Raw genomic sequence first — 25463 nt, 5'->3', positions numbered from 1 at the left:
TTTTAAAGCAAAGGCGCCAGATTGTTAGATCTGGCGCCTTTCTAGAATATGGGGTGGACGATGGGGATCGAACCCACGACAACGGGAGTCACAATCCCGTGCTCTACCAACTGAGCTACGCCCACCATATTGCCTTGTTGCCTTACTTGTGCCAAAGCTGCCTAATTGGCGCACCCGGCAGGACTCGAACCTGCGACCATCCGCTTAGAAGGCGGATGCTCTATCCAGCTGAGCTACGGGCGCCTTTTTAATCTGTATTCTTGGACGATTACAAACTAAGTGCTTTCAGTTTCGCCGAGTTTAAACAACCAACTCCGCTCCACCTTCTTAACCAGTGCTAGGCTGTGCCCGACAAGTGCGACGAATGTTATAGACGGCCTGATAGGTCGTCAACTCTTTTTTAAAAAAAATTCATTTAATTAAAGGGGTTAGGGGAATTTGCAGACCAAGCGCCTTTGCCCTCACGCCCCGGCATGCGAGAATGCGTTCTCTTTTTTTCCCCTCTCGATGGTTAACCACGCGCAATGACTGCACAACTTATCGACGGCAAATCGATCGCCGCCAGCCTGCGCCAGCAGATCGCCCAACGAGTCACCGAGCGCCGCCAGCAAGGCCTGCGCACGCCCGGCCTTGCGGTGATCCTGGTCGGCAGCGATCCTGCCTCTCAGGTTTATGTCTCGCACAAGCGTAAAGACTGTGAAGAGGTCGGCTTCCTTTCCCAGGCCTACGACCTGCCTTCCGAAACCACCCAGCAAGCGTTGGCCGATCTGATCGATCGCTTGAACGATGACCCGAACATCGACGGCGTTCTGCTCCAGCTGCCGCTGCCTGAACACCTCGACGCCTCCAAGCTGTTGGAGCGTATCCGCCCGGACAAAGACGTCGATGGCTTCCATCCTTATAACGTCGGTCGCCTGGCCCAGCGCATCCCGTTGCTTCGTCCCTGCACCCCGAAAGGCATCATGACGTTGCTGGAAAGCACTGGCGTGGACCTGTATGGCCTCGACGCCGTAGTAGTGGGTGCGTCCAACATCGTTGGTCGTCCAATGGCCATGGAGCTGCTGCTGGCCGGCTGCACCGTGACCGTGACCCATCGTTTCACCAAGGATCTGGCTGGCCATGTCGGCCGCGCGGACCTGGTGGTGGTGGCCGCCGGCAAACCCGGCCTGGTCAAAGGCGAGTGGATCAAGGAAGGCGCCATCGTCATCGACGTGGGCATCAATCGCCAGGAAGATGGCAAGCTGGTGGGCGACGTGGTCTACGAGACCGCCCTGCCCCGCGCCGGCTGGATCACGCCGGTACCTGGCGGCGTAGGCCCGATGACCCGCGCCTGCCTGCTGGAAAACACGTTGTACGCGGCTGAAACGCTGCACAGCTGATACGCGTCAACAAAAAACCTGTGGGAGCGAGCTTGCTCGCGATAGCGATGGACCAGCCAACATCCAGTTGACTGACACACCGCTATCGCGAGCAAGCTCGCTCCCGCAGATGTTTCCGGCGACGGACTTTAGCCGCCAAATTACACATTTTTCAGATTCGTTTCGCCAAAATCCCCCGCCATGAAACTTTATTTATTCATAAGCCTTGGCGGTACAGGCATATAGCGCTGCTGTCGCCCATACTCCTAAAATGCGACGTTTTTTTTTAAAAGTCGTTGCTCAACGGCACCTTCAACTCTATCGAGCCTACTCGCGTGAAAATCCGTCTTTCGATCATCAGCCTGTTCATCGCTTTCACAGGCAGTTTTATCACGCAGAATGTCGCTGCACAGGAAACCATCGCAGCCCCACGGGATACGGCCAAACTGCAAGTCGCCTCGGGCAGCGCGATGTTGCTGGACCTGCAGACGGATAAAGTCGTTTATTCGAGCAACCCGGACGTGGTGGTGCCCATCGCGTCGGTGACCAAGTTGATGACCGGCCTGATCGTGCTGGATGCCAAACAGAACCTGGATGAGTACATCTCCATCACCATCGCCAACACCCCAGAGATGAAGGGCGTGTTTTCCCGGGTCAAGCTCAACAGCGAGCTGTCGCGCCGGGACGTGCTGCTGATCGCCCTGATGTCTTCGGAAAACCGCGCCGCCGCCAGCCTCGCCCACCACTATCCGGGGGGCTATGCGGCGTTCATTGCCGCCATGAACGCCAAGGCGAAGGCGCTGGGCATGACCAGCACCCATTACGTCGAACCGACGGGCCTGTCGATCCACAACGTCTCGACTGCCAGGGACCTGACCAAGCTGCTGATCGCCGCGCGCAAGTACCCGCTGCTGAGCGAACTGAGCACGACCAAGGAAAAGACCGTTACGTTCCGCAAGCCTGTGTACAGCCTGGGATTCCGCAACACCGACCACCTGGTCCACAAGGCTAACTGGGATATCCAGTTGACCAAGACTGGCTTCACCAACCAGGCCGGTCACTGCCTGGTGCTGGTGACGAAAATGGGCAATCGCCCGATGGCGCTGGTGATCCTCGACGCCTTTGGCAAGTACACGCACTTCGCCGATGCCAGCCGGATTCGTAGCTGGGTGGAAACCGGAAAAAGCGCCGCGGTACCAGCGGTGGCCCTGCAATACAAGGCCGCCAAGAATCTCAAGAGCCGCCAGAGTGGCGTGGTGGAAGCCTCCCAATAACCACAGGTTATTTATGGCTTCAAGTCCCCCAGCGGATCATAGGGCTTGGGCTTGCGCTCATCCTTCTTGTCCAGGGGCGCCTTGGCCGGCCCTACCGGATCGACCTGGGGATCCTCAAGATCCGGTGAATCCGGATCGAACCCCAAATCATCGCCGCTGGAATGCTCTGACGAATGTGGCCCCGTAGGTGTTTTCGACTGCGCCATGCGTGCCTCCTCCAATCACGGTCGGAAAATGCCCAACCCTGACGATAAGAGCTTCAGACCTGCCTGGTTGTGCCCGGCAAGTGACGAACGGGGTGAGCGATCAATGCGCCGCTTCCAAGGTCTTGGTGGCCCGCGCCGCGGCTTGTTCCTGCCCTGCCCCGCCCAATTCGACCGCCGCCTTGAGCCACCGCTGCGAGTCGACATTGGCCGGCAGCTGCGTAGGTCGCTGGACCAGCACCGCCCAGCCACCCGCGCTCTGGAAGGCCGACTCGAAGGCACTGAAGCTTATCAATTGCCGCCGGTTCATGCCTGAGCGCAGCAATACCGTCTGCTTCTGACGGTTGTAGCCGGCGAGAATCCCATACCGAGGCTCGGCCCAGAACGTCGAACCGTCGATATAGCGCACCAGCACCGGATAGCCCGCCGCGACCTGTTCCAACAACGCGGGCAGCTTGGCGTCGAGGGGATACACCAGCAACCCGTATTCACGCGCCAGGGTCTGCATATTCAGTTGCAAACCGGCTTCGCCACCCGGCAGGTGCAACGGTTTCTCCAGCAGCCCCGGCGTGATCACCGTGCCTTGCAACGTCAGCAGGGCAGCCAGGGACTGCGGGGCGCCCTGGTACATTTCGCCGCGAAAGAACGGCACGCTGTTAAGTTCCACCCGCTCGGGCAGGCGCTGTATCTGCGGCGACACACTGCCCGCACACCCCACCAGGGCAACGAGGCAGGACAGCGTCAGGACCAGTGATCGAAAAGATGAAATAACCGGCGACATGATGACTCTCTTGTTCAGACGCCCGGCATCCGGGGCCAGGCTTGGGTCGACGATCATAAGGCGCGCACAGCCCTGGGTATAGCCATAACAGCAGTTTTACGAGCGCGATAGAACGAACCGATCCGTGCCCGAGCGCCACGGATCGATTACCTGCAACACTTGGACGACTAGACTGTCCATGTATTAGGTGCGTGATCCCGGACCGGGATAAAAAGGAGGCACAGATGAGCCTGACCACGACAATTCTGATGCTGATATTCGGCTGGCTGAGCGTAGCCACGGCCATGCTGTGGGGTGTGCTCCGGATCACCCGGCGCCATCATCACGCGCCACCTGCGCAATCGGAAAAAACCAGAAAACCCGCGCGACGCCACGCCACCGCACACTGAGCATTCGCTTTTCAAACCCTAACAAAAAAGCCACCCGGGCCTGGACCCGGGTGGCTTCTGTCTGCCTGGCATCAGGCGTTGTCGGCCAACGCCCTTTCCCTGGCCCGACGGGACAACATGTTCAACACTTCGATCGCCGCCGAGAACGCCATGGCCGCATAGATATAGCCCTTGGGCACATGGGCACCGAAGCCTTCGGCGATCAGCGTCATGCCGATCATGATCAGGAAACCCAGGGCCAACATCACCACCGTCGGGTTGTCATTGATGAACTTGGCGAGCGGCTCGGCCGCCAGCAGCATCACCAACACCGACACAACGACCGCGATGATCATGATCGGCAAATGTTCGGTCATGCCCACAGCCGTGATGATGCTGTCGATGGAAAACACCAGGTCCAACATCAGGATCTGACCGATTGCTGCAGCAAAGCCCAGGGTCACGCCGGACGTGGCCGACTTGGGGTCATTCGGTGCAGGGTCCATGCTGTGGTGAATTTCAGTGGTCGCTTTCCACAGCAGGAACAGGCCGCCGGCAATCAGGATCATGTCTTTCCAGGAGAACGCCTGGCCCAGGATTTCGATGACCGGTTCGGTCAACTGCACAATGAAGGCAATGGTGCTCAACAAGCCCAGGCGCAGAATCAGCGCCATGCCGATACCGATCCGCCGCGCCTTGGCACGGTGCTGGGCGGGCAGCTTGTTGGTCAGAATCGAAATGAAGATCAGGTTATCGATGCCAAGCACGATTTCCATGACCACCAGAGTTGCCAGGGCGATCCACGCGGTGGGGCTGGCGGCGAGTTGTAGAAGATAATCCATGGGTCAGTCCTGACTGATGTGACGTGTTAGATGGTTTTGGTCGGGGTTTGTGTTTCGTCAGCTTCGTCCGCCGGTTTTTTCTTCGGGCTGATCAACCCGCCGGTAGCTTCGCTGATCGCCTGTTCGGCGGCCTTGTGGGTGTCATCAATGGCCTGCTTGGCGGTTTCCGCAGCCTGGCCCATCAGTTGCTGGGCACTTTTCTCAGCCTGTTCACAACCCGCCAGTGTCGTTACGGACATCACAAGCAGGGCTGCCAGCCCCAGGGATTTGTATGTCATGGAATGAATGCCTCTTGGGAGAATAAAAGGAGCACGAAAGTGGCCCACCAATGGCAAGGCATTCTAGAGACGCGAATACTTCAGGAAAATTCGTATTTTCAGCGGTTATACTTCGGTTTTTACGAAGAAACGTGATCCCATGCTCAACTATCGACAACTGCATTATTTCTGGGTGGTGGCTAAAACCGGCAGCATCGTGCGCGCCTGCGAGCAGTTGAACCTGACCCCACAGACCATCAGCGGGCAGATTTCCCTGTTCGAACAGACCTATAACATCAAGCTGTTTCGCCGCGTCGGACGGCAGCTGGAACTGACCGAGGCCGGCCGCCAGACCTTGCCCTACGCCGAACACATGTTCCAGTTGGGTGGCGAGCTGGAATTGATGCTGCGAGCCCAGCCCAACGAGCAGCAAACCCTGTTTCGGGTCGGGGTGGCGGATGTGGTGCCCAAATCCATCGTCTACCGGCTGCTCGCGCCGACCATGGAGTTGAGTGAGCCGCTGCGCATCACCTGTCGCGAGGACAAGCTCGAACGGTTGCTGGCGGACTTGGCAATCCAGCGTCTGGACCTGGTGATTTCCGACAGCCCGATGCCGACCCACCTGGACATCAAGGGCTACAGCCAGAAACTGGGAGAATGCGGGATCAGCTTTTTCGCCACCGCCGCGCTGGCCGAACGCTACGGGCAGGATTTCCCCCACGGCCTGCATGACGCTCCACTGCTGATTCCCGGGCCGGAAACCGTGGTGCGCAGTCGCTTGCAACGCTGGTTCGCCGAGCAACAGATCCAGCCGCGTATCGTCGGCGAGTTCGACGACAGCGCATTGATGCAGGCCTTCGGCCAATCAGGCAGCGGGATTTTCATCGGCCCGAGCGTGATCGCCGAAGAGGTCAAGCGCCAGTACGGCGTAGAAGTGATCGGCCAGACCAATGCGGTGAGCGAATCCTTCTACGCCATTTCCGTGGAGCGCAAGGTCAGCCACCCCGGCATCGTCGCGATTGCCGAAGGCGCGCGTCGCGAGTTGTTCAGCGCTTAGCAGGCAACACGAGGTTTGAAGGTCATCAGCAGCAACGCCAGCAGGATCGATATGAAGATGAACCCGGCCGCCGCAAACCCGACACTGCCCAGGCCCAAGGTATCGATGACCCGGCCACCGACCATCGCCCCCAGGCCAATCCCCAGGTTGGCCCCGGCGATGTTCAACGATGCGGCAAAGGCCGGGGCCTGCGGAGCCGCCTTCATCAGCCGCACATGACTGACCAGGAACAAGGCCGCCTGGGTTACGCCCCAGATGCCCATTGCCGCCGCCAGCGCGAGGGGCGAATGAATGCTCGGCACCAACGCCACCATGCCGCCGATCAGGAACAGGCAGAAGACCATCGATGCGATCAACGGATGCCGGTCCACCGCCCGACCGCCCAGGGAATTGCCCAGCAGCCCGACGGCGCCGAAGCCCATCAGGCACCAGCCCACCAGGGTGCCATCGAACCCAGCGAGGCGTTCGAGGATATCCGCCAGGTAGGTATAGGCGGTGAACATGCCGCTGAACACCAGGATCGACAACAGCACATGCCCTTGCATCAACGGGCTGCGCAGGATCTTGAATTGCGAACGAAAGCTCACCTGATGCTGGTGCAGGTTGGTTTTCGGCAAGTAGATAAACAGCAGCAAGGCCTTGGCGAAGGCGATGACCGCCAGGATCGCGAACGCACTGCGCCAGCCAAACGCATCGGAAATCAACGTGCCCACGGGAATGCCGAACACCGTGGCACAGACGATGCCAAAGCCGATTCGGGCGATGGCCCGCCCGGCCAACTGTGGCCCGACAATGTCCACCGCCGTTTCACTGGCCAGCGCCCAGAACACCGGCAGGCCCAGGGCCGGGATCAACCGGGCAACGGCCATCACCCAGATGTTGGGGGCAACGGCGGCGAGCATGTTGGCCAGACCGAACATCACCAGCACGCTGATAAACAACTTGCGCCGCTCAAAGCGGGCGAACCAGGCCGTCAGGAAAGGCCCGAACGCCGCCACCGTAAACGCGAACAACGTCACCAGTAGGCCGGCCTGGGGGATGCTGACCTGCAAGTCGCGGGCGATAGAGGGCAACAGGCCAACGATGACGAATTCCGTGGTCAGCACCGTAAAACCGGCGGCCGACAACAGGAAAATGGGTAACAGCATGCAGAACTCCAGCGAAACGACGACACCAGCGTTAGCCCAAGGGCCCGCTGGCAGTAAGAAAGTGAGAACGGCAAAGCCTAACAGAATGCGCGCGTCTTACAAACGCATGCCAGGACCCGGATAAGGGTGACGGACTGTCACAGGTCCGTCAGATTTGTTACCGGCTGTGATAAAGTCCGCGGCCTGCAAACGCCGTACTTTCCCACGGTCCGCTCATGTGGCCTGCCCGCTTGTTGCCCTGACTCGTCGACCGTCGCACACAATAAAATCAGAGATGCCGCTATGACAGCTTCGTCCGTTACCCCTATGCAACGCCTCAAACGCACCAGCCTGGTGACGCAAATCATCATCGGTCTGATCGCCGGTATTGTCCTGGCATGGCTGGCGCCCGACGTGGCCAAGTCCACCGCATTCATCGGCAAGGTCTTCGTGTCCGCGCTCAAGGCCGTAGCACCGATTTTGGTATTCGTGCTGGTCATGGCATCCATCGCCAACCACAAGCACGGCCAGGAAACCCATATCCGGCCGATCCTGTTCCTCTACCTACTGGGCACTTTCGCCGCGGCGGTGGTCGCGGTGGTTGCCAGTACACTGTTTCCGTCCAGCCTGGTGCTATCGACCCAAGACGTCGCGGTCACGGCGCCCGGGGGCATCAGCGAGGTGCTGCAAAGCCTGCTGCTGAGCGTGGTGGATAACCCGGTCCGGGCGCTGATGGACGGTAACTTCATCGGCATCCTGGCCTGGGCCATCGGCATGGGCATCGCCATTCGTCATGCTGGTCAGACCACCCGCACCGTGCTCGAAGACCTGTCCAACGGCGTGACTGTCATCGTGCGCGTGGTCATTCGCTTCGCCCCACTGGGGATCTTCGGCCTGGTAGCCTCGACGCTGGCCACTTCCGGCTTCGGCGCGCTGCTTGGTTATCTGCACCTGCTCACCGTACTGATCGGCTGCATGCTGTTCGTGGCGTTGGTAGTCAACCCACTCATCGTGTTCTGGAAACTGCGTCGCAACCCCTACCCGCTGGTATTCACCTGCCTGCGCGAGAGCGGTATCACGGCATTTTTCACGCGCAGCTCGGCGGCGAATATTCCGGTGAACCTGGAGCTGAGCAAACGCCTGGGCCTGCACGAAGACACCTATTCGGTGTCGATCCCCCTGGGCGCGACCATCAACATGGCCGGCGCCGCCATCACCATCACCGTACTGACCCTGGCGGCCGTGCATACCCTGGGTATCGCAGTGGATATCCCAACGGCCGTGCTGCTGAGCGTTGTCGCGGCCATTTGCGCGTGCGGCGCATCCGGGGTGGCCGGTGGTTCGCTGTTGCTGATTCCCCTGGCGTGCAGCCTGTTTGGCATTCCCAGCGAAATCGCCATGCAAGTGGTCGCGGTGGGCTTCATCATCGGTGTCCTGCAGGACTCGGCGGAGACGGCGTTGAATTCGTCTACGGATGTGCTGTTCACAGCGGCGGCGTGCCTGGGTGAGGAAGAGAAGCTCGCGCGTACGGCGTAACAACTGCGGTGGCTATTCGGTCGTCATCGTCGGATCGCCGCCCAGAGCAAGCGCTCCCACAGAGGGCAGCGGCGCTCACACAATAGCCGCTACACAACAGATCCCCTGTGGGAGCGAGCTTGCTCGCGATAGCGGCGGTATATCCGCCGAGGATGTGACAGCCACAAAAAAGCCCGGGAACGGCCCACACCGTCCCGGGCTTTTTCATGCCGGCGGGTTAGAACGCGCCCATGTAGTCGCGCTTGCCCACTTCCACGCCATTGTGGCGCAGCAAGGCATAAGTAGTGGTGACGTGGAAGAAGAACTGCGGCAGGCCGTAGGTCAGCAGATAATTCTGGCCGCTGAAGCGCTTCTCTTTCGGCGTCCCTGGACGGGTAACGATTTCGATGCCTTCCTTGCCATCGATCTGCGCAGGGCTGATGCCGTCGATAAAGGCCAAGACCTTGGCGATCAGGGCTTGCAGCTCGGCGAACGTGGTCTCGGTGTCCTCATACTTCGGCACGTCGATCTCGGCAAGGCGTGCAGACACACCTTTGGCGAAGTCCACCGCGATCTGTACCTGGCGCACCAGCGGGAACATGTCCGGGTACAGGCGAGCTTGCAGGAAGGCGTTCGGGTCGATGTTTTTCGCGGTGGCGTGGGCTTCGGCCTTGTTCAGAACGTCGCTCAACGCGTTGAGCATCTGCTTGAAAACCGGGACGGAAGCGGCGTACAGGGAAATAGTCATGGCAATCTCATGCAGGTGGCAGGAAAGAATGAATCAAACGGCTGCGATTATAGCCACGGCTTGTTGCACGACTTGTCTTTTATTGCGCAAGGATTAGGCTAGGCGGCTTCCACAGCATAGGGAACGCGCGATGAGCATCGAAGAACAACAGCAGGCTGAAGAACCACGGCTCAATAGCACGGAAATCCGCATCCTCGGCGCGCTGGTCGAAAAACAGGCCACCAACCCTGAGACCTACCCGCTGACGCTCAACGCCCTGGTACTGGCCTGCAACCAGAAAACCAGCCGCGAACCGGTGATGAACCTCAACCCGGGCCAGGTCGGCCAGAGCCTGCGGGCGTTGGAAGGTCGCGGCTTTACCAAACTGGTGATGGGCAGCCGCGCCGACCGCTGGGAACATCGGGTCGACAAAGCCCTGGAGCTGGTGCCAGCCCAGGTGGTCCTGATGGGCCTGCTGTTCCTGCGTGGCCCGCAAACAGTCAATGAGCTACTGACCCGCAGCGGTCGGATGCACGACTTCGAAGACGCCGAACAAGTGGTGCACCAGCTTGAGCGCCTGATCGCCCGGGGACTGGCGCTGCTGGTGCCACGCCAGGCCGGCCAGCGCGAAGACCGCTATGTGCACGCCATGGGCGATCCGGCGGACATCGAAGCGATTCTCGCCGCCCGCCAGCACCCATTGGAGCGTGGAGCCGGTGGCGCTGTCTCGCTGGAGCGCATCGAAGAACTCGAAGCCCGGATCGCAGCCCTGGAAGAACGCCTGTCGCGGCTGGAATAGCAGTGCCTACGCCGACCGGGCGAAGGTCACGGCTTTTTCAAATTGCTCCAGGTTGGGCCGCACGCCGGTGTACAGCACGAACTGTTCCAGGGCCTGGATCGCAATGACTTCCAGCCCGGTGATGACCCGCTTGCCTTCGGCGCGGGCGCGCACGATCAGTGGCGTTTCCGACGGGATCGCCACGACATCGAACACAGTCTCGGCCGCGACGATGGTCTCGGGCTCAAACGCCAACTGATCGGCCTCCGGGCCGCCAGTCATGCCGATCGGCGTGACGTTGATCAGCATCTGCGGCCGCCGGGTACCCAGGTCAGCTTGCCATTCATATCCCAGGGACTCGGCCAGGGCTCGCCCCGCGGCTTCATTGCGGGCAACGATCAGCCCGTTCTGGTAACCCCCATCGCGCAAGGCACTGGCCACAGCCTTGGCCATGCCGCCGCTGCCGCGCAAGGCAAAGGTCGAGTCCTTGGGCACCGCGTGGCTTTGTAACAACTGGGCGATGGCAATGTAGTCGGTGTTGTAGGCCTTCAGATGGCCGTTGGTATTGACGATCGTATTGATCGACTGGATCGCGGCGGCGGAAGGATCCAGCTCATCCACCAGGGCAATGCAGGCTTCCTTGAACGGCATCGACACACCGCATCCACGAATCCCCAGGGCACGGATACCGCCCACGGCTCCAGGCAAATCCTGGCTGCTAAACGCCTTGTAATAGAAATTCAGGCCCAATTGTTCATACAGGTGATTATGAAAACGCAGGCCGAAGTTTCCGGGACGCCCCGAGAGCGACATGCACAGTTGGGTGTCTTTGTTGGGATTGATCTGCATGCGTGTCTCCTTGCATTCACTTTCGGACAGATGGAAGGGCCGTCGCGAAAGGTCTATTCGATGATGATACCGCCAGGCCCGGCCCTATCTCAGGCCACAGGATGACCCGGCGCGGTCAATAAAAGCGCTACAGACCTTACACAATATTTACCCAACGGCGTTGCAAATCCTGAGAAAATCGCTGTCATAGCAAGTATCCCCGCGACCCTCATCGGGTCTGTTGCAGACCACAGGCGCCGGGGCCGAAACGAGGAACAGCCATGAATCGTAGACTTCCCATCATCGCCCTGCTCATGGGGGCACTCGCGGTCACCGGCCAGGCATCCGCCCACGGTCGTGGTGGTTGGGAGGGGCCCGCCGTTTTTGGTGCCATCGTCGGTTCGGCCATCGTTGGCTCAGCCATCATCAACCGTGATCGGCCGGTGTATGTGCAGCAACCGGTCTATGTCCAGCCGCAGCCGGTCTACTACCAGGCCCCGCCACCGGTCTACTACCAGCCGCAGCCGGTGTATGTAGAGCGACCGATCTACTATCGCCCGGCACCGGTGTATTACGGGCCACCACGGGGCTATTACTACGGCCCACCCCGGGGTCATTACGGCCGCTGGTAACCGGCTCCCGGGCGGCACAAAAAAGCCTGTGATCATTGATCCCAGGCTTTTTCGTGTCCACTGGATAACCCCTGTGGCGAGGGAGCTTGCTCCCGCTGGGCTGCGCAGCAGTCCTAAAACAGGGCCGCTTCGCGTCCAGCGGGAGCAAGCTCCCTCGCCACAGGGAATTGTCAGACGTGCTCGCTGCTTTTCAGACGGATCGGCGCATGCTCCGCCGCCCCGTGAACAGGCTCAGCCACCACGGGAATCTCGTTGCCATCGCAGTCGTGCAGCTTGCCATCGCTGAAGTAATCACCTTCACGTAGCGCTGCCAGGTCCTGATAGCGCAACACTCGCTCGGTGCCGGCGGCGAAAACCGACTGCTGGTCGGAGTTACCGGCGGTGAAGTGGTTGAACGCCAGGTTCAGCGCGATCGCCATGATCGCCGAAGAACTGATGCCCGAATGGAAAATGGTCGCGAACCAGCTCGGGAAATGGTCATAGAAATTCGGTGCGGCGATGGGAATCATGCCAAAACCAATGGAGGTGGCGACGATGATCAGGTTGACGTTATTCCGGTAATCGACTTTGGACAGCGTGCGGATGCCACTGGCAGCCACGGTGCCGAACAGCACGATACCGGCACCGCCCAGCACCGAGGTCGGCACCGCCGCGATCACCCGGCCCATGAACGGCAGCAGCCCGAGTACCACCAGGAACACGCCACCGGTCGCCACCACGAAACGGCTCTTGATTCCTGTCACGGCCACCAGCCCGACGTTCTGGGCAAAGGCGCTTTGGGTGAAGGAACCGAAGATCGGCGCGATCATGCTCGACAGCATGTCAGCCCGCAAGCCGTTACCCAGGCGCCTGGAGTCGACCCTGGTGTCGATGATCTCGCCCACAGCCAGGATGTCGGCAGAGGTTTCCACCAAGGTCACCATGATCACAATGCACATCGACAGGATCGCGGCGATGTGGAAAGTCGGCATGCCGAAATGGAACGGTGTCGGGAAGCCGAACATCGGGCCTTGGCTGACCGATGAAAAGTCCGCCATGCCAAGGAACACGGCGATGACGGTACCAATGACCATCGCCAACAGAATCGACAACCGGGAGATGGTTGCGCTGCCCATTTTGCTCAGCAATAGCACCAGCACCAGGGTCACCGCCGCCAGGCCGATATTGGCCATGCTGCCAAAATCAGCGGCATGGCTGTTGCCACCCATGGCCCAGCGCGCCGCTACCGGCATCAGGGTCAGGCCGATGGTGGTGATCACGATGCCGGTGACCAACGGCGGAAAGAACCGGGTAATGCGCGAAAACACCGGGGTAATCAGCAAACCAATCAGCGACGCGGCGATCACCGCGCCCAGGATGGCTTGAAAGCCGCCTTCCCCGCCGCTGCCGACAATCGCCACCATGGTCGCCACGCCCGAGAACGATACGCCCTGCACCAAGGGCAATTGACAGCCAAAAAACGGCAGGCCGAGGGTTTGCAGCAACGTTGCCATGCCCCCCGCGAACAATGACGCGGCAATCAACAGACCGATGTCCGCGGGCGAGAGCCCGGCCGCCTGGCCGATGATCAACGGCACGGCGACGATGCCGCCGTACATGGTCAACACATGTTGCAGGCCGTAAGCCATATTCGCGCCGACGCCAAGGTTTTCGTCCTCGGGCCGTGGGAGTGAAACATGGGGCGTTTTCATGGTTCGGGGATTCCCTGTTTTTTGTTATGGGCACACTGTATTCAAAATTCAGGACAAATGTCCATATAGTTGTATACAACTTGTTGCCCTACCCAGGAACAGGTACCCCGGCCAACAGCCTTCTTATGGCTGGAGCACCTTCACAATCGCCGGTCGCAACAGCTCGCGCGGCGGTACGCGCAGGCCAAACTCTTGTTCGAGCAAGTCAATCAACTCATCGGCATCGGCGATCACCCGGCGTTCGCTCTGCTGCCCTATCCGGTGCACCGCGTAGCTGTTGCCGTTCAGGGTCTTGCGCAACCCGTCACCGGTGCGTGCAACCATCAACCGGCCCATGAACGGGGATTCCGGGTGGCTGCTGACGTACCAATTACCGAGGGTGTAGTCGATGTCTTCCTGGCGTTGCAGATCGAACAGATACATTGGCCGCCATTCGTCGTCGACGTTGGCGCGCAGCAGGTAACCGTCCGCATGGGTTTCGATGCGGTACAGCTCATGGGGGGTGGTTTGGGCCTCACGGCTGTCCAGCAGCAACGGCGCAGTGGGCACCATGCCACCAAAGCCGACGTCGGTGATGTAGCGCACGCCGTCTAACGTCACCAGGCTCAACCGGTGGGTCCGGGCAGCCCAAGAGCCTTCAGGCGCGTTCATCACCACGCGCCCGGTGATGCCGCGGGCGTCGAAACCCAACTCCAGCAACAGCGCAAAAAATAGTTGATTGAGTTCATAGCAATAGCCGCCGCGCCCTTGTTCGAACACTTTTCGTTCGACCGATTCAAGGTCGATGGGCACGGGTTGACGCAGCAACGTCGACAGGGTTTCAAAAGGGAACTCGGCGGTATGGCGCCGTTGCAGTTGACGCAACGTGTCGAGGGTCGGCGCTGGCGGGGTGTCGAAACCCAGGCGCAGCAGATAGCGGGCCGTGTCGCTCAGTTGGAGGTGACTCATGAGGGGTGTCCTTTTCCAGGGTCGGCGCTACGCTCACGACAAGCGCACCGGTGTTGGGCGCCAGGTATAAGGCATTCCCCTCACAGAGACAACAATCGACCGGGATGCCTCGCCTGGTCACCGCCGCTTGCGTGACGCCAGCCGGATCCAGGTGGGCGCGTGGTCGCTGGGGTGGGGTTGGTTCCGGACCCAGGCGTCCACGCCGGCCTCGCTCAGGTACGCGCTGGCCGCCGGGTTGAGTAGCAGGTGATCGATGCGCAGCCCGGAGTTTTTCTGCCAGTGCTGACGGAAATAGTCCCAGAAAGTGTAGACCCGCTCATCTGGATACAGGTGGCGCAACGAATCGGTCCAGCCCTGGTCCAGCAGTCGCTGGTAGCACGCGCGGCTTTCTGGCTGCAACAGCGCATCCTTGAGCCAGGAGCGCGGGTTGTAAATGTCCATGTCGGTGGGAACTACGTTGTAGTCACCGGCCAGCACCACAGGGTGATCGCTGGCCTGCAACCCTTGGGCGTAGTCGATCAGCCGTTCGAACCACGCCAGTTTGTAGTCGAACTTGGGACCCGGCTGCGGATTGCCGTTGGGCAGGTACAGGCAGCCCACCAGCACGCCATGCACCGCCGCCTCCAGATAGCGACTGTGGCTGTCGTCATCCCCACCAGGCAGGCCTCGGCGGCTCTCCAGCGGCTGCGCGTCACGGGCCAGGATCGCGACGCCGTTCCAGGACGCCTGCCCATGCCAGATCGCCCCGTACCCCACCGACTCCAGTTCCGCCGCCGGGAAATCATTGTCCACGGCCTTGAGCTCCTGCAAACAGGCAATGTCGGGTTTTTCCCGCTCCAGCCATTCCAGCAGGTTGGGCAGCCGGGCCCGGATGCCATTGATATTGAAGGTCGCGATCCGAAGGTTTTTCATAGCGCCAGAACTCGAAATGCCCAGTCACAGTTGTGACCGACAACCGGACTGGGTGGTTGCAACAGGTTTTCAGGAACCCGTTTTCGGCAGGGGCAGGCCACTCTCCAATAAGCGTGCAAAGGCTTGCTTGTCGATCGGCCGGCTGAGGAAATAACCCTGCACCTCGTGGCACTGGTCCGAGCCCAGTGAGCCGAGCTGGGCCAGGGTTTCCACGCCCTCGGCAGTCACCGTCAGCCCCATGGCCTTGCCCAGGTTGATGATCGCCTGCACCACGGCGCGGTCATTGCTGCTGTTGCTCATCGAAGCAATGAAGCGCTTGTCGATCTTGATGCCATCGAATGGATAGGTGCGCAGATAACCGAGGGACGAATAACCGGTACCGAAATCGTCCATGTTCAAGCGCACGCCCAGTTCCTTCAGGGCATTCATGACCTGCAGGGCGCCATCAACGTCATTGAGCATCACGTTTTCAGTGATCTCCAGTTCCAGGCGACTCGCCGGGAAACGGGTTTCGATCAACACCTGTCGCACATCCTCCACCACATCGCTGCGCTCAAACTGCGCCGGTGACAGGTTGACCGAAACCATCAATTCTCCTGGCCAGGTCAGTGCGGTTTCGCAGGCCTCGCGCAATACCCATCGCGAAAGCGGGACAATCAGGTCGGTTTGCTCGGCCAATGGAATAAAGGCGTCGGGGCTCAACAAGCCTTGGGTCGGATGCTGCCAGCGAACCAACGCCTCGACCGCCACGATCTCCCGACCATCGACGGTGTAGCGCGGCTGGAAATGCAGGACGAATTCGTTTTTCTTCACCGCCTGGCGCAGGTCGCTCTCCAGTTGGCGACGATGCTGGATCTGATCGTTCATCTGCGAAGCGAAATAGCACCAGGTTTTCTTGCCCTCGGACTTGGCCTGGTACAAGGCAATGTCGGCGCAGCGGATCAGTTCTCCGGGTACATACCCCTGGCGCCGGCTGACAGCGATGCCAATGCTCGCCCCGATATGCAACGAATGGGTTTCGTAGAGGATCGGCTGCTGCAGGCTGTCGATCAGCCGCTCACAGAATCGATCGATCTCAGTGGTGTGCTCCATCCCGTTGAGCACTACCACGAACTCGTCCCCTCCCAGGCGCGCCACCAGGTCTTGCTCGCGGGTGCAGTCGCGCAGTCGCTGGGCCACTTCCAGCAACACCGCGTCGCCGGCCGGGTGGCCGAGAGAGTCGTTGATCGGCTTGAAGTTGTCCAGGTCGACCATCAGCAAGGTCAGCGGCGCGGAATGCTCCTTGGCCACCAGCGCATCATCGAGGTGTCGCGCCAGCTTGTTACGGTTTGGCAGGCCGGTCAGTGCATCATGCATCGACAGGTGCTGGACCTGGGCATGGGCCGCCACTTCATCGGTGATGTCACTGGCGGTGCCGCGATAGCCCACCACCTGAGCCTTGTTAAAGATCGGGCGTGCCGAGACACGGCAGAAACGCAACTGCCCGGAATGATCACGGTAGGAACAGCGCAAGTTGCTGGCGTTCTGCTCCTCCGTCAACTTGCCCAGCCAGAGGGCAATCGGCGTGGTGTCGCAATACAGCAGTTGTTCGATGTCCTGCCCCAGCCATTGCTGGTCGGAAAACCCGGTGACCGTATTGAAACGCCCCGACAGGTAAGTGATGCGTTGCTGCCCGTCGATTTCCCAAATCCAGTCGGAAGCCGCCTCGGCCACGGCCCGGAAGCGCTCTTCGCTGGCCTCCAGGGCATGCGCCGACTGTTCCAGCCGGTCGTAACTGGCGTCCACATGCCGTGCCGTGCGCAACGCATAGCGAGAAAAGTAGGCGGTCAGCAATGCCAGAATCAGCAACGCGCCACCCAGCGGCGGCAACAGGGACCAGAGCAATTGCTGGCCCGGCCGCTCCAGGCGAGACACCAGGCTGAAACCGGTACTGTCCAGCGGCACGGCCGGCTGGCCAGGCTCAAGCTCGATGTCTTTCTTGAGATTCAAGTCGGTGAGGCCATAACTCTTGCCCAACTTGCGCAGCTTGACCGGCGTCAGTTGGTCGACGAACAGCAAGACCGAGGTGCCTTTGGACTCGACCTGGGGTCGTTCGTCGTTGGGCAGGATCACCGAAGCCGTCATGATGGCCGGCCAGCCCTCGAACAAGGTGTAGCGAGTCATGGACATCGTCAGGTCGGGCTGCGCCTGGAGCTGGTCGACCAGGTCCGTCAGCGATGCATTCATATAAACCGCGGCATCACCTTGGACATTGCGCCCGCGCACCACGGCATATTTGGTGCGTTGCCGATCAATGACAAACACACCCTCGTATTCATCATTGGTGAACAGGGTCTTGCCCATGTTCTGTTCGGCGTAGGCCCATTGCACATCGACTTCACCGTTGAGGCGCTCGTAGCCCGTGGTCCAGTAGGCATAACTGGCAATGTAGTTTTTCGAAGCGGTAATGCGATTTTCGAGGGCACGCTCGATATAGAAATGCGTCTTGCGCACATCCTCCGCGTCCAGCTTTTGCGCAATATTGAACAACGCGGCAACCGCCACCAGAACGCCCAGGACAAATAGTGCCCCGACCGCCACCACCAGGCGACGGGTAATCGGTGTGTGGCGCGCAGTGTTTGAAGGGGTATCGGCAGCGGAATCCATTGATCTGCTCCTGTCCTGTCAACGCTGGCTCCGATCGAGAACGGTGAGGATCCGCGGCCAGTCATGCTCCCAACCTTAGCACCCGCTGCCTGATCATTTGGCGAGCCCACGGTTTTTTGCGAAAGAACCTACACACCTCGTCTATGGCACCAGCGCAGTGTCTGAACAATGGACCGTGGCACGTTGCCGATGATTCCAACCGATCTCAACGATCCGAGCGCGCCAGTGTATCGAGCCCACCTTCCGTCGATAGCACCGCCACACGGTTGCGGCCGCTGTACTTGGCCTGGTAAAGCGCCGCATCGGCCCGCTGGATGAAGACTTCGATGCTGTCCAGGCTGCTGGGCACAAAGGCATAGCAGCCCAGGCTCACCGTGAGGTAACCGGTCGGAGAGCCGGAATGGATGATGTGCTTGTCGATGACGCTGCGGCGGATCTGTTCGGCCAACGCCATGGCCCCCGAAAGATTGGTGTCGGGCAACAAAACCGCAAACTCTTCGCCGCCATACCGCACCGCCAGATCGGCCTTGCGATGGCAACAGCCCTTGAGCACCTTGGCCACTTCCGCCAGGCAATGGTCCCCGGCCACGTGCCCATAGGCGTCGTTGTAGCGCTTGAAGAAATCGATATCGAGCATGATCAGGCTCAAGGGACTGCGCTGACGGGCGCCCCGCCCGAATTCGACGTCCAAGGCCCGTTCGAACAGACGCCGGTTCGCCAGCCCGGTGAGGCTGTCATGGGTGGCAATCAGCTCCAACGCTTCCTGAGCCTTGCGCAAGTCAGCCTCGATCCGTTCGCTGTTACGTACCTGGCGCACGAATACCCAGCCGAACAAGCAAATGCCCAGCACCACCAGGCCGACAATCAGACTGGATTGGAAAGCCCTGTCATGCCACCCCAACAGGATCGCTTCTTCGGACACCGCGGCACTGACCACCAGCGGATAAGCCTGTAAATGTTGGTGCCCATACAGCCTGACGACGCCATCGATGGCTGATCGGATGATTGCATCGCTGGCCATCACGCTTGCCGCGTCATGCTTGAAGATATTCTCTTCACCCAGCGGATGACCGATTCGCGCCTGATCGAAAGGGCGACGCGCCAACAGTGTCCCGTCAGACAAGGCCAGGGCCATCTCGCCTTGATCATCCAGACTGAAGCTCCTGAAAAATCGGTCGAAGTACGACATTTTGATGCCGGCCATCAACACGCCTTGGAAGTTGCCATCCTGATCGTTCAAACGTCGGGAAACGGGAATGATCCACTCGCCGTTTTGCCGGCTGCGGATTGCCGGGCCGATATGAGCGATCAAGGAGGCATTCTGTTCGTGGAAAGTAAAATACTCCCGATCCGCCACCCCTGCGCCCCTGTGCAGGTTGTCAAAAGAGGTCACCACCCAGTGGCCGTGCTTGTCGAACAGGAACAGGCCATGCAACTGCTCAAGCGATTGCACACGTCGGGCAAAGGTTTGCTGCAAGCGCGGCTGTACGGCGGGACCATAGCCATCGACCTGGATCCAATCCGCCAGGCTGGCCAACACCAGATCAGCTTGGAGAAAGGTGTCCTGGGCCTGCTGGGCCATGGCCCGGGTAAGGGTCGCCGAAGCGACGCGGGCCGACTCCAGATCGTGGCTGCGGGACTGTTCCAGCTGCAGGTAAAGCAAACCGCACAAGCACAGGCACACCGCCGCGATAAACGTCACCGCTGCCTTGAGCAACGGCAGGCGCTTCAAGGCACCGCCAGGGGCATGGAAAGGATCGAGAATAGGGATAGGCAAGCGAATTCCTGAAGGGGGCAAAACATGAGCGAATTCGCTCAAAGCCCCCAATATTCGTGAGCTTAGCCTACCGCTTGTGAGGCGGCAATTTGCCTGTGCAGCAGAGCCGATGGGTGGCTGCAGTGGATCCAAAAAACCGCCTGCCAGCCGATAAAAATGCCCTCTTCAGAACGAAGAAATTCCCCGTGGCGAGGGGATTTATCCCCGCTGGGCTGCGCAGCAGTCCTAAAGCAGTGAACTCAATCTTCCTGGCACACCGAGTTGCCTGGTTTTTTGGGGGCCGCTGCGCGCCCGACGGGGATAAATCCCCTCGCCACAGGCCAGGTTTGTGGCTCTCACCGTACCGGGGGCACCCGGATCTCCCCGGCCCGGCATTGTGTCCTGACGCCCCTGCCACACGCGGCAAACGCCAGGTCCTTGTCCATGCACACTCGCACTTCCGACAATTGAGGTCCGCTGCAAATCACCGCAATGCCGTCGGACGCAATGCCTGGATTGCTTTGGCGGAACAGCCGGATGATTTCATCAGCCTCGAAATAATACGAGGAGTTGAGCGGTTGCAGCTGCGGTGGGATTTTCACCGCGCCCAAGGCTTTGTCGGCAACCTCCAGGTAGCCCATGGCGCCCAGGCCACTGCAAGTGCCGTGCTTGGACCATTCATGCGCCATCAACTTGCGGGTGGGAAACAAGGTCAGGCCCTTCTGCTGCTCCGCTGCCGTCAACGGCACCTGGGGCGCACAGGATTGCGGCCAGCCGCCCCGGGTGTATTGCGGCCAGAGGCCATGGAGCACAAAGCCGTAGCCCTTGCCGGAACACTGCGCATCCTTCTGGTGAGTCAGGCAAAACGTCGGCGACCAGGACAGCGCCAGCAAATAGTAATCGAATACCCCGGCCACGGATTGCGCCCGTGCATTGCCGGATTCGCGGGCATTCGCCGCGCCCATGGAACCCAGTGTCAGTACCATCAGCACGACAATGGCAAGACGTTGTTTCATTGACCCACTCCTTGGGGCGATTGTGCGAAAGCAAGATGATCGGGCGATGATTGTTCCAACCTTGTGTTTCAAATCTCTGAAGGGCTGTTTTTTACAAGCAAACCTTGCCGGGGGGCTATCTAAATTGCGTAACGCCCCATAACGTAGATCGCCTTTGACTTTTACGTGCCCCGTCGCCCATGAGCAAATCGACCCGAACCGATGACGAACAGCCCCTGACCCGACCCGACGCCGTCAGCCTGCGCGTGGCCTTCTGGTTCTGGCTCAAACTAGGCTTCATCAGCTTCGGCGGCCCTGCGGGGCAGATCTCGATCATGCACCAGGAGTTGGTGGAGCGCCGACGCTGGATTTCCGAACGACGATTCCTGCATGCCCTCAATTACTGCATGTTGCTGCCGGGACCAGAAGCCCAGCAACTGGCCACCTACCTGGGCTGGCTGATGCACCGCGGTTGGGGCGGGATCATCGCCGGGGCATTGTTCGTACTGCCTTCACTGTTCATCCTCATCACCTTGTCCTGGTTGTATGTCGCCTTTGGCGAAGTGCCGGTGGTGGCGGGCATTTTCTACGGCATCAAGCCAGCGGTAACGGCAATCGTGGCGCATGCCGCCCACCGGATCGGCTCCCGCGCACTCAAGAACAATTGGCTGTGGGCGATCGCTGCGGCGTCGTTCACCGCGATATTCGCCTTCAACGTGCCCTTCCCGCTGATCGTGCTGGGTGCCGCCGTCATCGGTTACCTGGGGGGTCGCTGGGTACCGGAAAAATTCAGCCTGGGCGGCCACGATGACAAGCACCAATCCTTCGGCCCGGCATTGATCGACGATGACACCCCGCCCCCGGAGCACGTCCGGTTCAGCGCTTTCAGGCTCGCCCGGCTGTCGATCATCGGTGCCCTGCTGTGGGCGTTGCCAATGGGCCTGCTGACCGCGGTGTTCGGCTGGGAAGGCACGCTGACGCAAATGGCCTGGTTTTTCACCAAGGCTGCATTGTTGACGTTCGGCGGTGCCTATGCGGTTTTACCCTACGTGTACCAGGGTGCCGTCGGCCACTTCGGCTGGCTGACACCGACACAAATGATCGACGGCCTGGCCCTGGGCGAAACCACGCCCGGGCCGCTGATCATGGTCGTGGCCTTCGTCGGTTTCGTCGGAGGCTACGTGATGCAGGTGTTCGGTCCCGAACAGGCGTTTCTCGCCGGGGCCGTCGCGGCCACGCTGGTGACCTGGTTCACGTTCCTGCCCTCATTCCTGTTCATCCTGGCCGGCGGCCCGTTGGTGGAGTCGACGCACAACGCGCTGAAATTCACCGCGCCGCTGACTGCGATCACCGCGGCGGTGGTCGGGGTGATCCTCAACCTGGCGTGCTTCTTCGGTTACCACGTACTCTGGCCCAATGGTTTTGCAGGTGCCCTGGACTGGCCGTCGGCAATCATCGCAATCGCAGCGGCCGTTGCGCTGTTTCGCTACAAGCTGGGGGTGATCCAGGTGTTGATCGCGTGCGGGCTGGCTGGGCTGGCGGTGCACTTGCTGCGCTAGACGAGACGTTTGCCCAGGTAGGTCGCCGAAGCCGGGCACAAGGTTTTGAATTGGGCCGTCGCACCGATCGAAGCAGGCGCCAGCGATCGGTCCCGCGCCTGATAGCCCTGGCTGGTAAAAAACGCGGCGGCACTGTCAGTCAGCAGATGGAGCTGCTCTACACCCTCACGTTTTGCAAACGCCTCGATAGCGGCCAACACCGCCGCGCCAACGCCCTTCCCCCGCTGCCCCTCGAGGACAACCAGCGAGCGCAGCAACCGGTCAGCCCCCTCCCCCTCGATGCCACCAAACGCCACAACAACATCTTGGTCGCTGAAGCTGAAGAACTGTCGACCGGGATACGCCAGATCGTCGATGGGTAGACCGGCCAGGGTGAGCGCATCGCGCAAAGGTCCCAGGTCGTTGTTGCTCAGTATTCTCATGTGCATGACTTGCTCCTCGTAAATTGTTCCGGTGATCGTCATCGCACCGAAACTCAACAACACACCACCCCATGACCCAGCGCAAATGAACCCCCCAGCCCATCAGCTAAGCTCAACCTATCATCACGACAGGGAATCGACATGAGCAAGGCAGACGAGCTAGCGGCCAAACTGAGGAAAACCCAGCAAACCCGCGCGGATACCGACAATTGCGCCGACCTGGCGATCGAACACTGGCCCGCCCAGGTCTACGAACTGTATCGCCAGATCGAAATCTGGCTGGCGCCCGTGTGCGAGGCCGGCCTGGACATTCGGCGCAACCCCACCCATGTATTTGAAAGTCATTCCAGCGGTTCGACGTACAGCTACGCCATCGATCAACTGGTGATCGAAGGCAATCATCACCGCATTTCATTCGACCCCATTGCACGTTTCTCGTCCAAGGGAGAGGGATGTATTGAAGTTCATATGAAGGGGCAGGAACACTGCATCGTACGCAAACTTGGCGAACATGGTGAATCGCTCTGGCATATCCAGGCACTGCGCCTGAGCGAACAACCGCGTCCAGAACCCGCCATGCTGGACGAGGACACCTTGCTCGCGCTGGTAGAGCAAGGCCTGGGGCTTTAACGCAAATGGGCGACCCTTGAGGTCGCCCTTTCAACGGTCTTTGGCTTTGCGTCCGCGCGAGGTCCCCTTCACAGGCACGCTGTTGCCATATTCCGCCCCAGGTCGTCAACGCCTCCATCGTCGGCCCAAGCCCTCGGGTCTTTGCGTGATTTCGTATTCCACCCGCGGCGGCACTTCTGCGAACACAGCGCGAGACACCAGGCCATCTCTTTCCAGTTCGCGAAGTTGCGCCGTCAACATGTATTGCGTGATGCCGGGAATGGCCTTTCGCAGTTCCCCAAAGCGGTAGATCCGTTGATTGAGCAGGCTGCGGTTGAACGAAGCAAAACGCTTGATGCTCAATGAGCACGTGGACGTGGCGAGTGCGGCCTTCAAGGTGGGTTATGAAAGCCCTTCCCAGTTCAGCCGCGAATACGCCCGTTTGTTTGGTGTGCCGCCCAAGCGGGACATTGCGGCGTTGCGTGGGCCGGCCAACCACACCAAGGTGGTTTGATAGATTCAGGTTTGACTTATTGTGGCCTGACTCATTGTGGCGAGGGAGCTTGCTCCCGCTGGGCTGCGTAGCAGCCCCTTTTGTGAGCGCTTCGCACTCAAGCGGGAGCAAGCTCCCTCGCCACAAGAGCCAAATTTCAACCGTCAGATAGCAGCAATATCCTTCGACGTTTTCAGAACGCTCATCGGCTTTTCAGCCCTCTGCGCCAACGTCACACACTTCAACGCCAGAATCATCGTCGGATCAACCAGCGCCACCCTGTGCCCATTGATATCGAACGCATCGCAATGCGCCAGCACCAGCGGCAACTCCGTACACCCCAGGATCAACACCCCGGCCCCCAGCTCGCACAGATGCTCGGCCGCCAGCAACAGTTGCTCTTTGCAGAGCCCTTGTGTGAAGCCAGCCTTGATACCCCGCGGTCCGTAGATGGCGTCCATGACCATCGCCTGGTAATCGACACCTGGCGTGAGGACCTGGAGCCCGGCATGGCGCGCCGCCTGGTGATAGACCTGGCTCTGCACCGTACCGGAAGTCGCCAGCAGGCCAATCGCCTTGCCCGAACCATAGGTCCGCGCGATCCACTCCACCGTCTCACTCAACATGTTCACGATAGGCACCCTCAGGTGGGCCTGGATCCGCTCGACGAAGGCATGGGCGGTGTTGCAGGGAATCGCAATGGCATTGGCGCCAGCACTTTCGAGGCGTTTGCAGGTGGCATACATCGCCATCGTCGGGTCGGTTTCATCACGCAGCAGGCTGGCCGTCCGATCCGGTATCTGCGGGTTTTGCTCGACCACCATCTTGATGTGGTCCTGGTCCTTTCCCGCCGGGGTATTGGCCACCACCTTGGCCATGAAATCCACTGTGGCGGCAGGCCCGACACCTCCCACGATGCCCAGCTTGAAAGGTGGGCGCCTGGGCTGCGGGTCCAGTGTCGCGAAGTCGGCGTAGATCTCATTGATGTCCAGCACGGTGATCCCGCGACGCTGCAAATCGGCACAAACCAGGGACAGCTCGGTCATGCCGGGCAGAATCACCGTCGCACCCTGGGTCTGCAATGAGAGACACGCCCGATAGACCGCCTCAAGCGGCACGCCTTCGAGATGACCGTCCTTGATGCCGTTGAGGCCGTACATCGCCTCCATCAACCCCACTTGAGCGTCTGCGTCGGGGTAAACAATCCGGAAGTCTTTCCCAAAATATCGCTCGAACAATCCGCAATGGCACACGAAGTCGGAGGCGATCACCCCCAACGTCGCCTGGGGCGGCACCGTGTGGCTGACGTGCCGGGTCAAGGCGGCCATCATGTCCAGCACGGGAATGCCCAGTTCCTCCTCGATTTCAGCGCGAAAGGTATGACTGGCGAAGCATGGGAGCATCACCGCATCGAAGCCACTGTCCTCGAACGACTTGCACACCTGGAACACATAAAACTTGCGCGACGTCATGCTCGCGCCCTGGTCCAGCGGCAGCAGCACGTCCTTGAACGGGTGCTGTTCGAACAGGAAATGGTAGCGCCCCTGATCCTCGAGCACCGCCCGGGACTTGACCAACTTGAAGAACAGATCGCCCCCGGCCAGAGACCCAAGCCCACCGACGATGCCCAACTTGCGCACCACAGAAGCCTTGTGACTCGACTTCGCTTTAGCCTTCATGAACGT

General features: G+C 60.2%; 24 protein-coding genes, 2 tRNA genes and 2 pseudogenes. 10 read left to right on the top strand and 18 right to left on the bottom strand.

Features of this window, described 5'->3' with window-relative positions; genetic code table 11:
- Positions 1-49: 49 nt before the first annotated feature.
- Positions 50-125 (bottom strand) — tRNA-His (locus BLU76_RS19090).
- 41 nt (positions 126-166) lie between these two features.
- Positions 167-243 (bottom strand) — tRNA-Arg (locus BLU76_RS19085).
- Between the two features lie 281 nt (positions 244-524).
- On the opposite strand from BLU76_RS19085, the gene folD reads away from it, so the two are divergent.
- Positions 525-1379, top strand: coding sequence for a bifunctional methylenetetrahydrofolate dehydrogenase/methenyltetrahydrofolate cyclohydrolase FolD (folD, locus tag BLU76_RS19080; protein ID WP_003199858.1), 855 nt, complete (start codon positions 525-527; stop codon positions 1377-1379).
- 314 nt (positions 1380-1693) lie between these two features.
- Positions 1694-2632 carry a D-alanyl-D-alanine endopeptidase gene (gene pbpG / locus BLU76_RS19075; RefSeq protein WP_072346585.1) on the top strand — a complete coding sequence of 313 codons (939 nt, stop codon included), beginning with the start codon at positions 1694-1696 and terminating at the stop codon, positions 2630-2632.
- An 11-nt stretch (positions 2633-2643) separates the two neighbouring features.
- Here pbpG and BLU76_RS19070 read toward each other — a convergent pair whose 3' ends face one another.
- Positions 2644-2838 carry a DUF6021 family protein gene (locus BLU76_RS19070; RefSeq protein WP_060738326.1) on the bottom strand — a complete coding sequence of 65 codons (195 nt, stop codon included), beginning with the start codon at positions 2836-2838 and terminating at the stop codon, positions 2644-2646.
- Positions 2839-2938: 100 nt separating this feature from the next.
- Complete coding sequence (locus BLU76_RS19065) at positions 2939-3616, bottom strand: hypothetical protein (RefSeq protein WP_092145407.1); 678 nt, start codon at positions 3614-3616, stop codon at positions 2939-2941.
- A gap of 224 nt (positions 3617-3840) precedes the next feature.
- On the opposite strand from BLU76_RS19065, the gene BLU76_RS31570 reads away from it, so the two are divergent.
- On the top strand, positions 3841-4005 hold the full coding sequence (locus tag BLU76_RS31570; protein ID WP_170867309.1) for a hypothetical protein: 165 nt from the start codon (positions 3841-3843) through the stop codon (positions 4003-4005).
- 71 nt (positions 4006-4076) lie between these two features.
- Here BLU76_RS31570 and BLU76_RS19060 read toward each other — a convergent pair whose 3' ends face one another.
- Positions 4077-4826, bottom strand: a complete 750-nt coding sequence (locus tag BLU76_RS19060; RefSeq protein ID WP_063322133.1) for a TerC family protein — start codon at positions 4824-4826, stop codon at positions 4077-4079.
- A 26-nt stretch (positions 4827-4852) separates the two neighbouring features.
- Positions 4853-5104 carry a hypothetical protein gene (locus tag BLU76_RS19055; RefSeq protein ID WP_063322134.1) on the bottom strand — a complete coding sequence of 84 codons (252 nt, stop codon included), beginning with the start codon at positions 5102-5104 and terminating at the stop codon, positions 4853-4855.
- Between the two features lie 139 nt (positions 5105-5243).
- Between BLU76_RS19055 and nhaR the strand changes: the two genes are divergently transcribed.
- Complete coding sequence (gene nhaR, locus BLU76_RS19050) at positions 5244-6140, top strand: transcriptional activator NhaR (RefSeq protein WP_092145403.1); 897 nt, start codon at positions 5244-5246, stop codon at positions 6138-6140.
- Here nhaR and BLU76_RS19045 read toward each other — a convergent pair.
- A complete protein-coding gene (locus BLU76_RS19045) occupies positions 6137-7288 on the bottom strand; it encodes an MFS transporter (protein WP_092145401.1) in 1152 nt (383 codons plus the stop codon). The two genes, nhaR and BLU76_RS19045, sit on opposite strands and share 4 nt — an antisense overlap.
- 282 nt (positions 7289-7570) lie before the next feature.
- On the opposite strand from BLU76_RS19045, the gene sstT reads away from it, so the two are divergent.
- Positions 7571-8803, top strand: coding sequence for a serine/threonine transporter SstT (sstT, locus tag BLU76_RS19040; protein WP_092223871.1), 1233 nt, complete (start codon positions 7571-7573; stop codon positions 8801-8803).
- Positions 8804-9020: 217 nt separating this feature from the next.
- Here sstT and BLU76_RS19035 read toward each other — a convergent pair whose 3' ends face one another.
- Entirely contained in the window at positions 9021-9530 is a 510-nt protein-coding gene (locus BLU76_RS19035) for a DUF1993 domain-containing protein (protein WP_063322138.1), read from the bottom strand.
- Positions 9531-9660: 130 nt separating this feature from the next.
- On the opposite strand from BLU76_RS19035, the gene BLU76_RS19030 reads away from it, so the two are divergent.
- Positions 9661-10308 (top strand): YceH family protein, encoded by a 648-nt coding sequence (locus BLU76_RS19030; RefSeq protein WP_092145395.1) that lies wholly within the window; start codon positions 9661-9663, stop codon positions 10306-10308.
- A gap of 6 nt (positions 10309-10314) precedes the next feature.
- Here BLU76_RS19030 and BLU76_RS19025 read toward each other — a convergent pair whose 3' ends face one another.
- Entirely contained in the window at positions 10315-11136 is an 822-nt protein-coding gene (locus BLU76_RS19025; protein ID WP_092223869.1) for a shikimate 5-dehydrogenase, read from the bottom strand.
- Between the two features lie 260 nt (positions 11137-11396).
- Between BLU76_RS19025 and BLU76_RS19020 the strand changes: the two genes are divergently transcribed.
- Entirely contained in the window at positions 11397-11747 is a 351-nt protein-coding gene (locus BLU76_RS19020) for a hypothetical protein (protein ID WP_063322141.1), read from the top strand.
- 170 nt (positions 11748-11917) lie between these two features.
- On the opposite strand, the gene BLU76_RS19015 is transcribed toward BLU76_RS19020, so the two are convergent.
- The 6 genes from BLU76_RS19015 to BLU76_RS18990 all read right to left on the bottom strand — a co-directional run bounded on the left by BLU76_RS19015 (position 11918) and on the right by BLU76_RS18990 (position 20716).
- A complete protein-coding gene (locus tag BLU76_RS19015; RefSeq protein WP_092223867.1) occupies positions 11918-13438 on the bottom strand; it encodes a nucleobase:cation symporter-2 family protein in 1521 nt (506 codons plus the stop codon).
- A 123-nt stretch (positions 13439-13561) separates the two neighbouring features.
- Positions 13562-14386: an arylamine N-acetyltransferase family protein gene (locus BLU76_RS19010; RefSeq protein WP_092223865.1), complete on the bottom strand. Its 825-nt coding sequence runs from the start codon at positions 14384-14386 to the stop codon at positions 13562-13564.
- Positions 14387-14503: 117 nt separating this feature from the next.
- Entirely contained in the window at positions 14504-15298 is a 795-nt protein-coding gene (xth, locus tag BLU76_RS19005) for an exodeoxyribonuclease III (protein WP_063322144.1), read from the bottom strand.
- 69 nt (positions 15299-15367) lie between these two features.
- The gene (locus tag BLU76_RS19000) at positions 15368-17944 is read right to left on the bottom strand and encodes a bifunctional diguanylate cyclase/phosphodiesterase (protein WP_092223864.1); all 2577 of its coding nucleotides are present in this window, start codon (positions 17942-17944) and stop codon (positions 15368-15370) included.
- Positions 17945-18149: 205 nt separating this feature from the next.
- Positions 18150-19721, bottom strand: a complete 1572-nt coding sequence (locus BLU76_RS18995; protein WP_092223862.1) for a sensor domain-containing diguanylate cyclase — start codon at positions 19719-19721, stop codon at positions 18150-18152.
- A gap of 335 nt (positions 19722-20056) precedes the next feature.
- Positions 20057-20716, bottom strand: coding sequence for a ribonuclease T2 family protein (locus BLU76_RS18990; protein WP_092223860.1), 660 nt, complete (start codon positions 20714-20716; stop codon positions 20057-20059).
- Between the two features lie 179 nt (positions 20717-20895).
- Between BLU76_RS18990 and chrA the strand changes: the two genes are divergently transcribed.
- Positions 20896-22254 carry a chromate efflux transporter gene (gene chrA, locus BLU76_RS18985; RefSeq protein WP_092145381.1) on the top strand — a complete coding sequence of 453 codons (1359 nt, stop codon included), beginning with the start codon at positions 20896-20898 and terminating at the stop codon, positions 22252-22254.
- Here chrA and arsN2 read toward each other — a convergent pair.
- On the bottom strand, positions 22251-22718 hold the full coding sequence (gene arsN2, locus BLU76_RS18980) for an arsenic resistance N-acetyltransferase ArsN2 (RefSeq protein ID WP_256571493.1): 468 nt from the start codon (positions 22716-22718) through the stop codon (positions 22251-22253). The genes chrA and arsN2 overlap by 4 nt on opposite strands.
- 99 nt (positions 22719-22817) lie before the next feature.
- Here arsN2 and BLU76_RS18975 point away from each other — a divergent pair, with 99 nt between their 5' ends.
- Positions 22818-23306, top strand: a complete 489-nt coding sequence (locus tag BLU76_RS18975) for a hypothetical protein (protein WP_092145379.1) — start codon at positions 22818-22820, stop codon at positions 23304-23306.
- 30 nt (positions 23307-23336) lie between these two features.
- Here the strand turns inward: BLU76_RS18975 and BLU76_RS32095 are convergent.
- Positions 23337-23648, bottom strand: a pseudogene (locus tag BLU76_RS32095) (winged helix-turn-helix transcriptional regulator).
- Between BLU76_RS32095 and BLU76_RS18965 the strand changes: the two are divergent.
- Positions 23614-23799: pseudogene (locus tag BLU76_RS18965) on the top strand (helix-turn-helix domain-containing protein); the annotation flags it as partial. The pseudogenes BLU76_RS32095 and BLU76_RS18965 overlap by 35 nt on opposite strands.
- 143 nt (positions 23800-23942) lie before the next feature.
- Here the strand turns inward: BLU76_RS18965 and BLU76_RS18960 are convergent.
- Entirely contained in the window at positions 23943-25457 is a 1515-nt protein-coding gene (locus BLU76_RS18960; protein ID WP_092223857.1) for a cysteate racemase, read from the bottom strand.
- Positions 25458-25463 lie beyond the last annotated feature (6 nt).

The organism is Pseudomonas sp. NFACC08-1 (genome assembly GCF_900106735.1).
GTDB lineage: Bacteria > Pseudomonadota > Gammaproteobacteria > Pseudomonadales > Pseudomonadaceae > Aquipseudomonas > Aquipseudomonas fluorescens_Q.
Note: the sequence above shows the minus strand (reverse complement) of the source record. Positions and strands in the feature narration are given on the sequence as shown.

Excerpts from the sequence above, each read along its gene's own strand:
- folD (WP_003199858.1), top strand. The coding sequence starts at position 525 with ATGACTGCACAACTTATCGACGGCAAATCGATCGCCGCCAGCCTGCGC.
- BLU76_RS19070 (WP_060738326.1), bottom strand. The coding sequence starts at position 2,838 with ATGGCGCAGTCGAAAACACCTACGGGGCCACATTCGTCAGAGCATTCC.
- BLU76_RS19065 (WP_092145407.1), bottom strand. The coding sequence starts at position 3,616 with ATGTCGCCGGTTATTTCATCTTTTCGATCACTGGTCCTGACGCTGTCC.
- BLU76_RS31570 (WP_170867309.1), top strand. The coding sequence starts at position 3,841 with ATGAGCCTGACCACGACAATTCTGATGCTGATATTCGGCTGGCTGAGC.
- BLU76_RS19060 (WP_063322133.1), bottom strand. The coding sequence starts at position 4,826 with ATGGATTATCTTCTACAACTCGCCGCCAGCCCCACCGCGTGGATCGCC.
- BLU76_RS19055 (WP_063322134.1), bottom strand. The coding sequence starts at position 5,104 with ATGACATACAAATCCCTGGGGCTGGCAGCCCTGCTTGTGATGTCCGTA.
- nhaR (WP_092145403.1), top strand. The coding sequence starts at position 5,244 with ATGCTCAACTATCGACAACTGCATTATTTCTGGGTGGTGGCTAAAACC.
- BLU76_RS19045 (WP_092145401.1), bottom strand. The coding sequence starts at position 7,288 with ATGCTGTTACCCATTTTCCTGTTGTCGGCCGCCGGTTTTACGGTGCTG.
- sstT (WP_092223871.1), top strand. The coding sequence starts at position 7,571 with ATGACAGCTTCGTCCGTTACCCCTATGCAACGCCTCAAACGCACCAGC.
- BLU76_RS19035 (WP_063322138.1), bottom strand. The coding sequence starts at position 9,530 with ATGACTATTTCCCTGTACGCCGCTTCCGTCCCGGTTTTCAAGCAGATG.
- BLU76_RS19030 (WP_092145395.1), top strand. The coding sequence starts at position 9,661 with ATGAGCATCGAAGAACAACAGCAGGCTGAAGAACCACGGCTCAATAGC.
- BLU76_RS19025 (WP_092223869.1), bottom strand. The coding sequence starts at position 11,136 with ATGCAGATCAATCCCAACAAAGACACCCAACTGTGCATGTCGCTCTCG.
- BLU76_RS19020 (WP_063322141.1), top strand. The coding sequence starts at position 11,397 with ATGAATCGTAGACTTCCCATCATCGCCCTGCTCATGGGGGCACTCGCG.
- BLU76_RS19015 (WP_092223867.1), bottom strand. The coding sequence starts at position 13,438 with ATGAAAACGCCCCATGTTTCACTCCCACGGCCCGAGGACGAAAACCTT.
- BLU76_RS19010 (WP_092223865.1), bottom strand. The coding sequence starts at position 14,386 with ATGAGTCACCTCCAACTGAGCGACACGGCCCGCTATCTGCTGCGCCTG.
- xth (WP_063322144.1), bottom strand. The coding sequence starts at position 15,298 with ATGAAAAACCTTCGGATCGCGACCTTCAATATCAATGGCATCCGGGCC.
- BLU76_RS19000 (WP_092223864.1), bottom strand. The coding sequence starts at position 17,944 with ATGGATTCCGCTGCCGATACCCCTTCAAACACTGCGCGCCACACACCG.
- BLU76_RS18990 (WP_092223860.1), bottom strand. The coding sequence starts at position 20,716 with ATGAAACAACGTCTTGCCATTGTCGTGCTGATGGTACTGACACTGGGT.
- chrA (WP_092145381.1), top strand. The coding sequence starts at position 20,896 with ATGAGCAAATCGACCCGAACCGATGACGAACAGCCCCTGACCCGACCC.
- arsN2 (WP_256571493.1), bottom strand. The coding sequence starts at position 22,718 with ATGACGATCACCGGAACAATTTACGAGGAGCAAGTCATGCACATGAGA.
- BLU76_RS18975 (WP_092145379.1), top strand. The coding sequence starts at position 22,818 with ATGAGCAAGGCAGACGAGCTAGCGGCCAAACTGAGGAAAACCCAGCAA.
- BLU76_RS18960 (WP_092223857.1), bottom strand. The coding sequence starts at position 25,457 with ATGAAGGCTAAAGCGAAGTCGAGTCACAAGGCTTCTGTGGTGCGCAAG.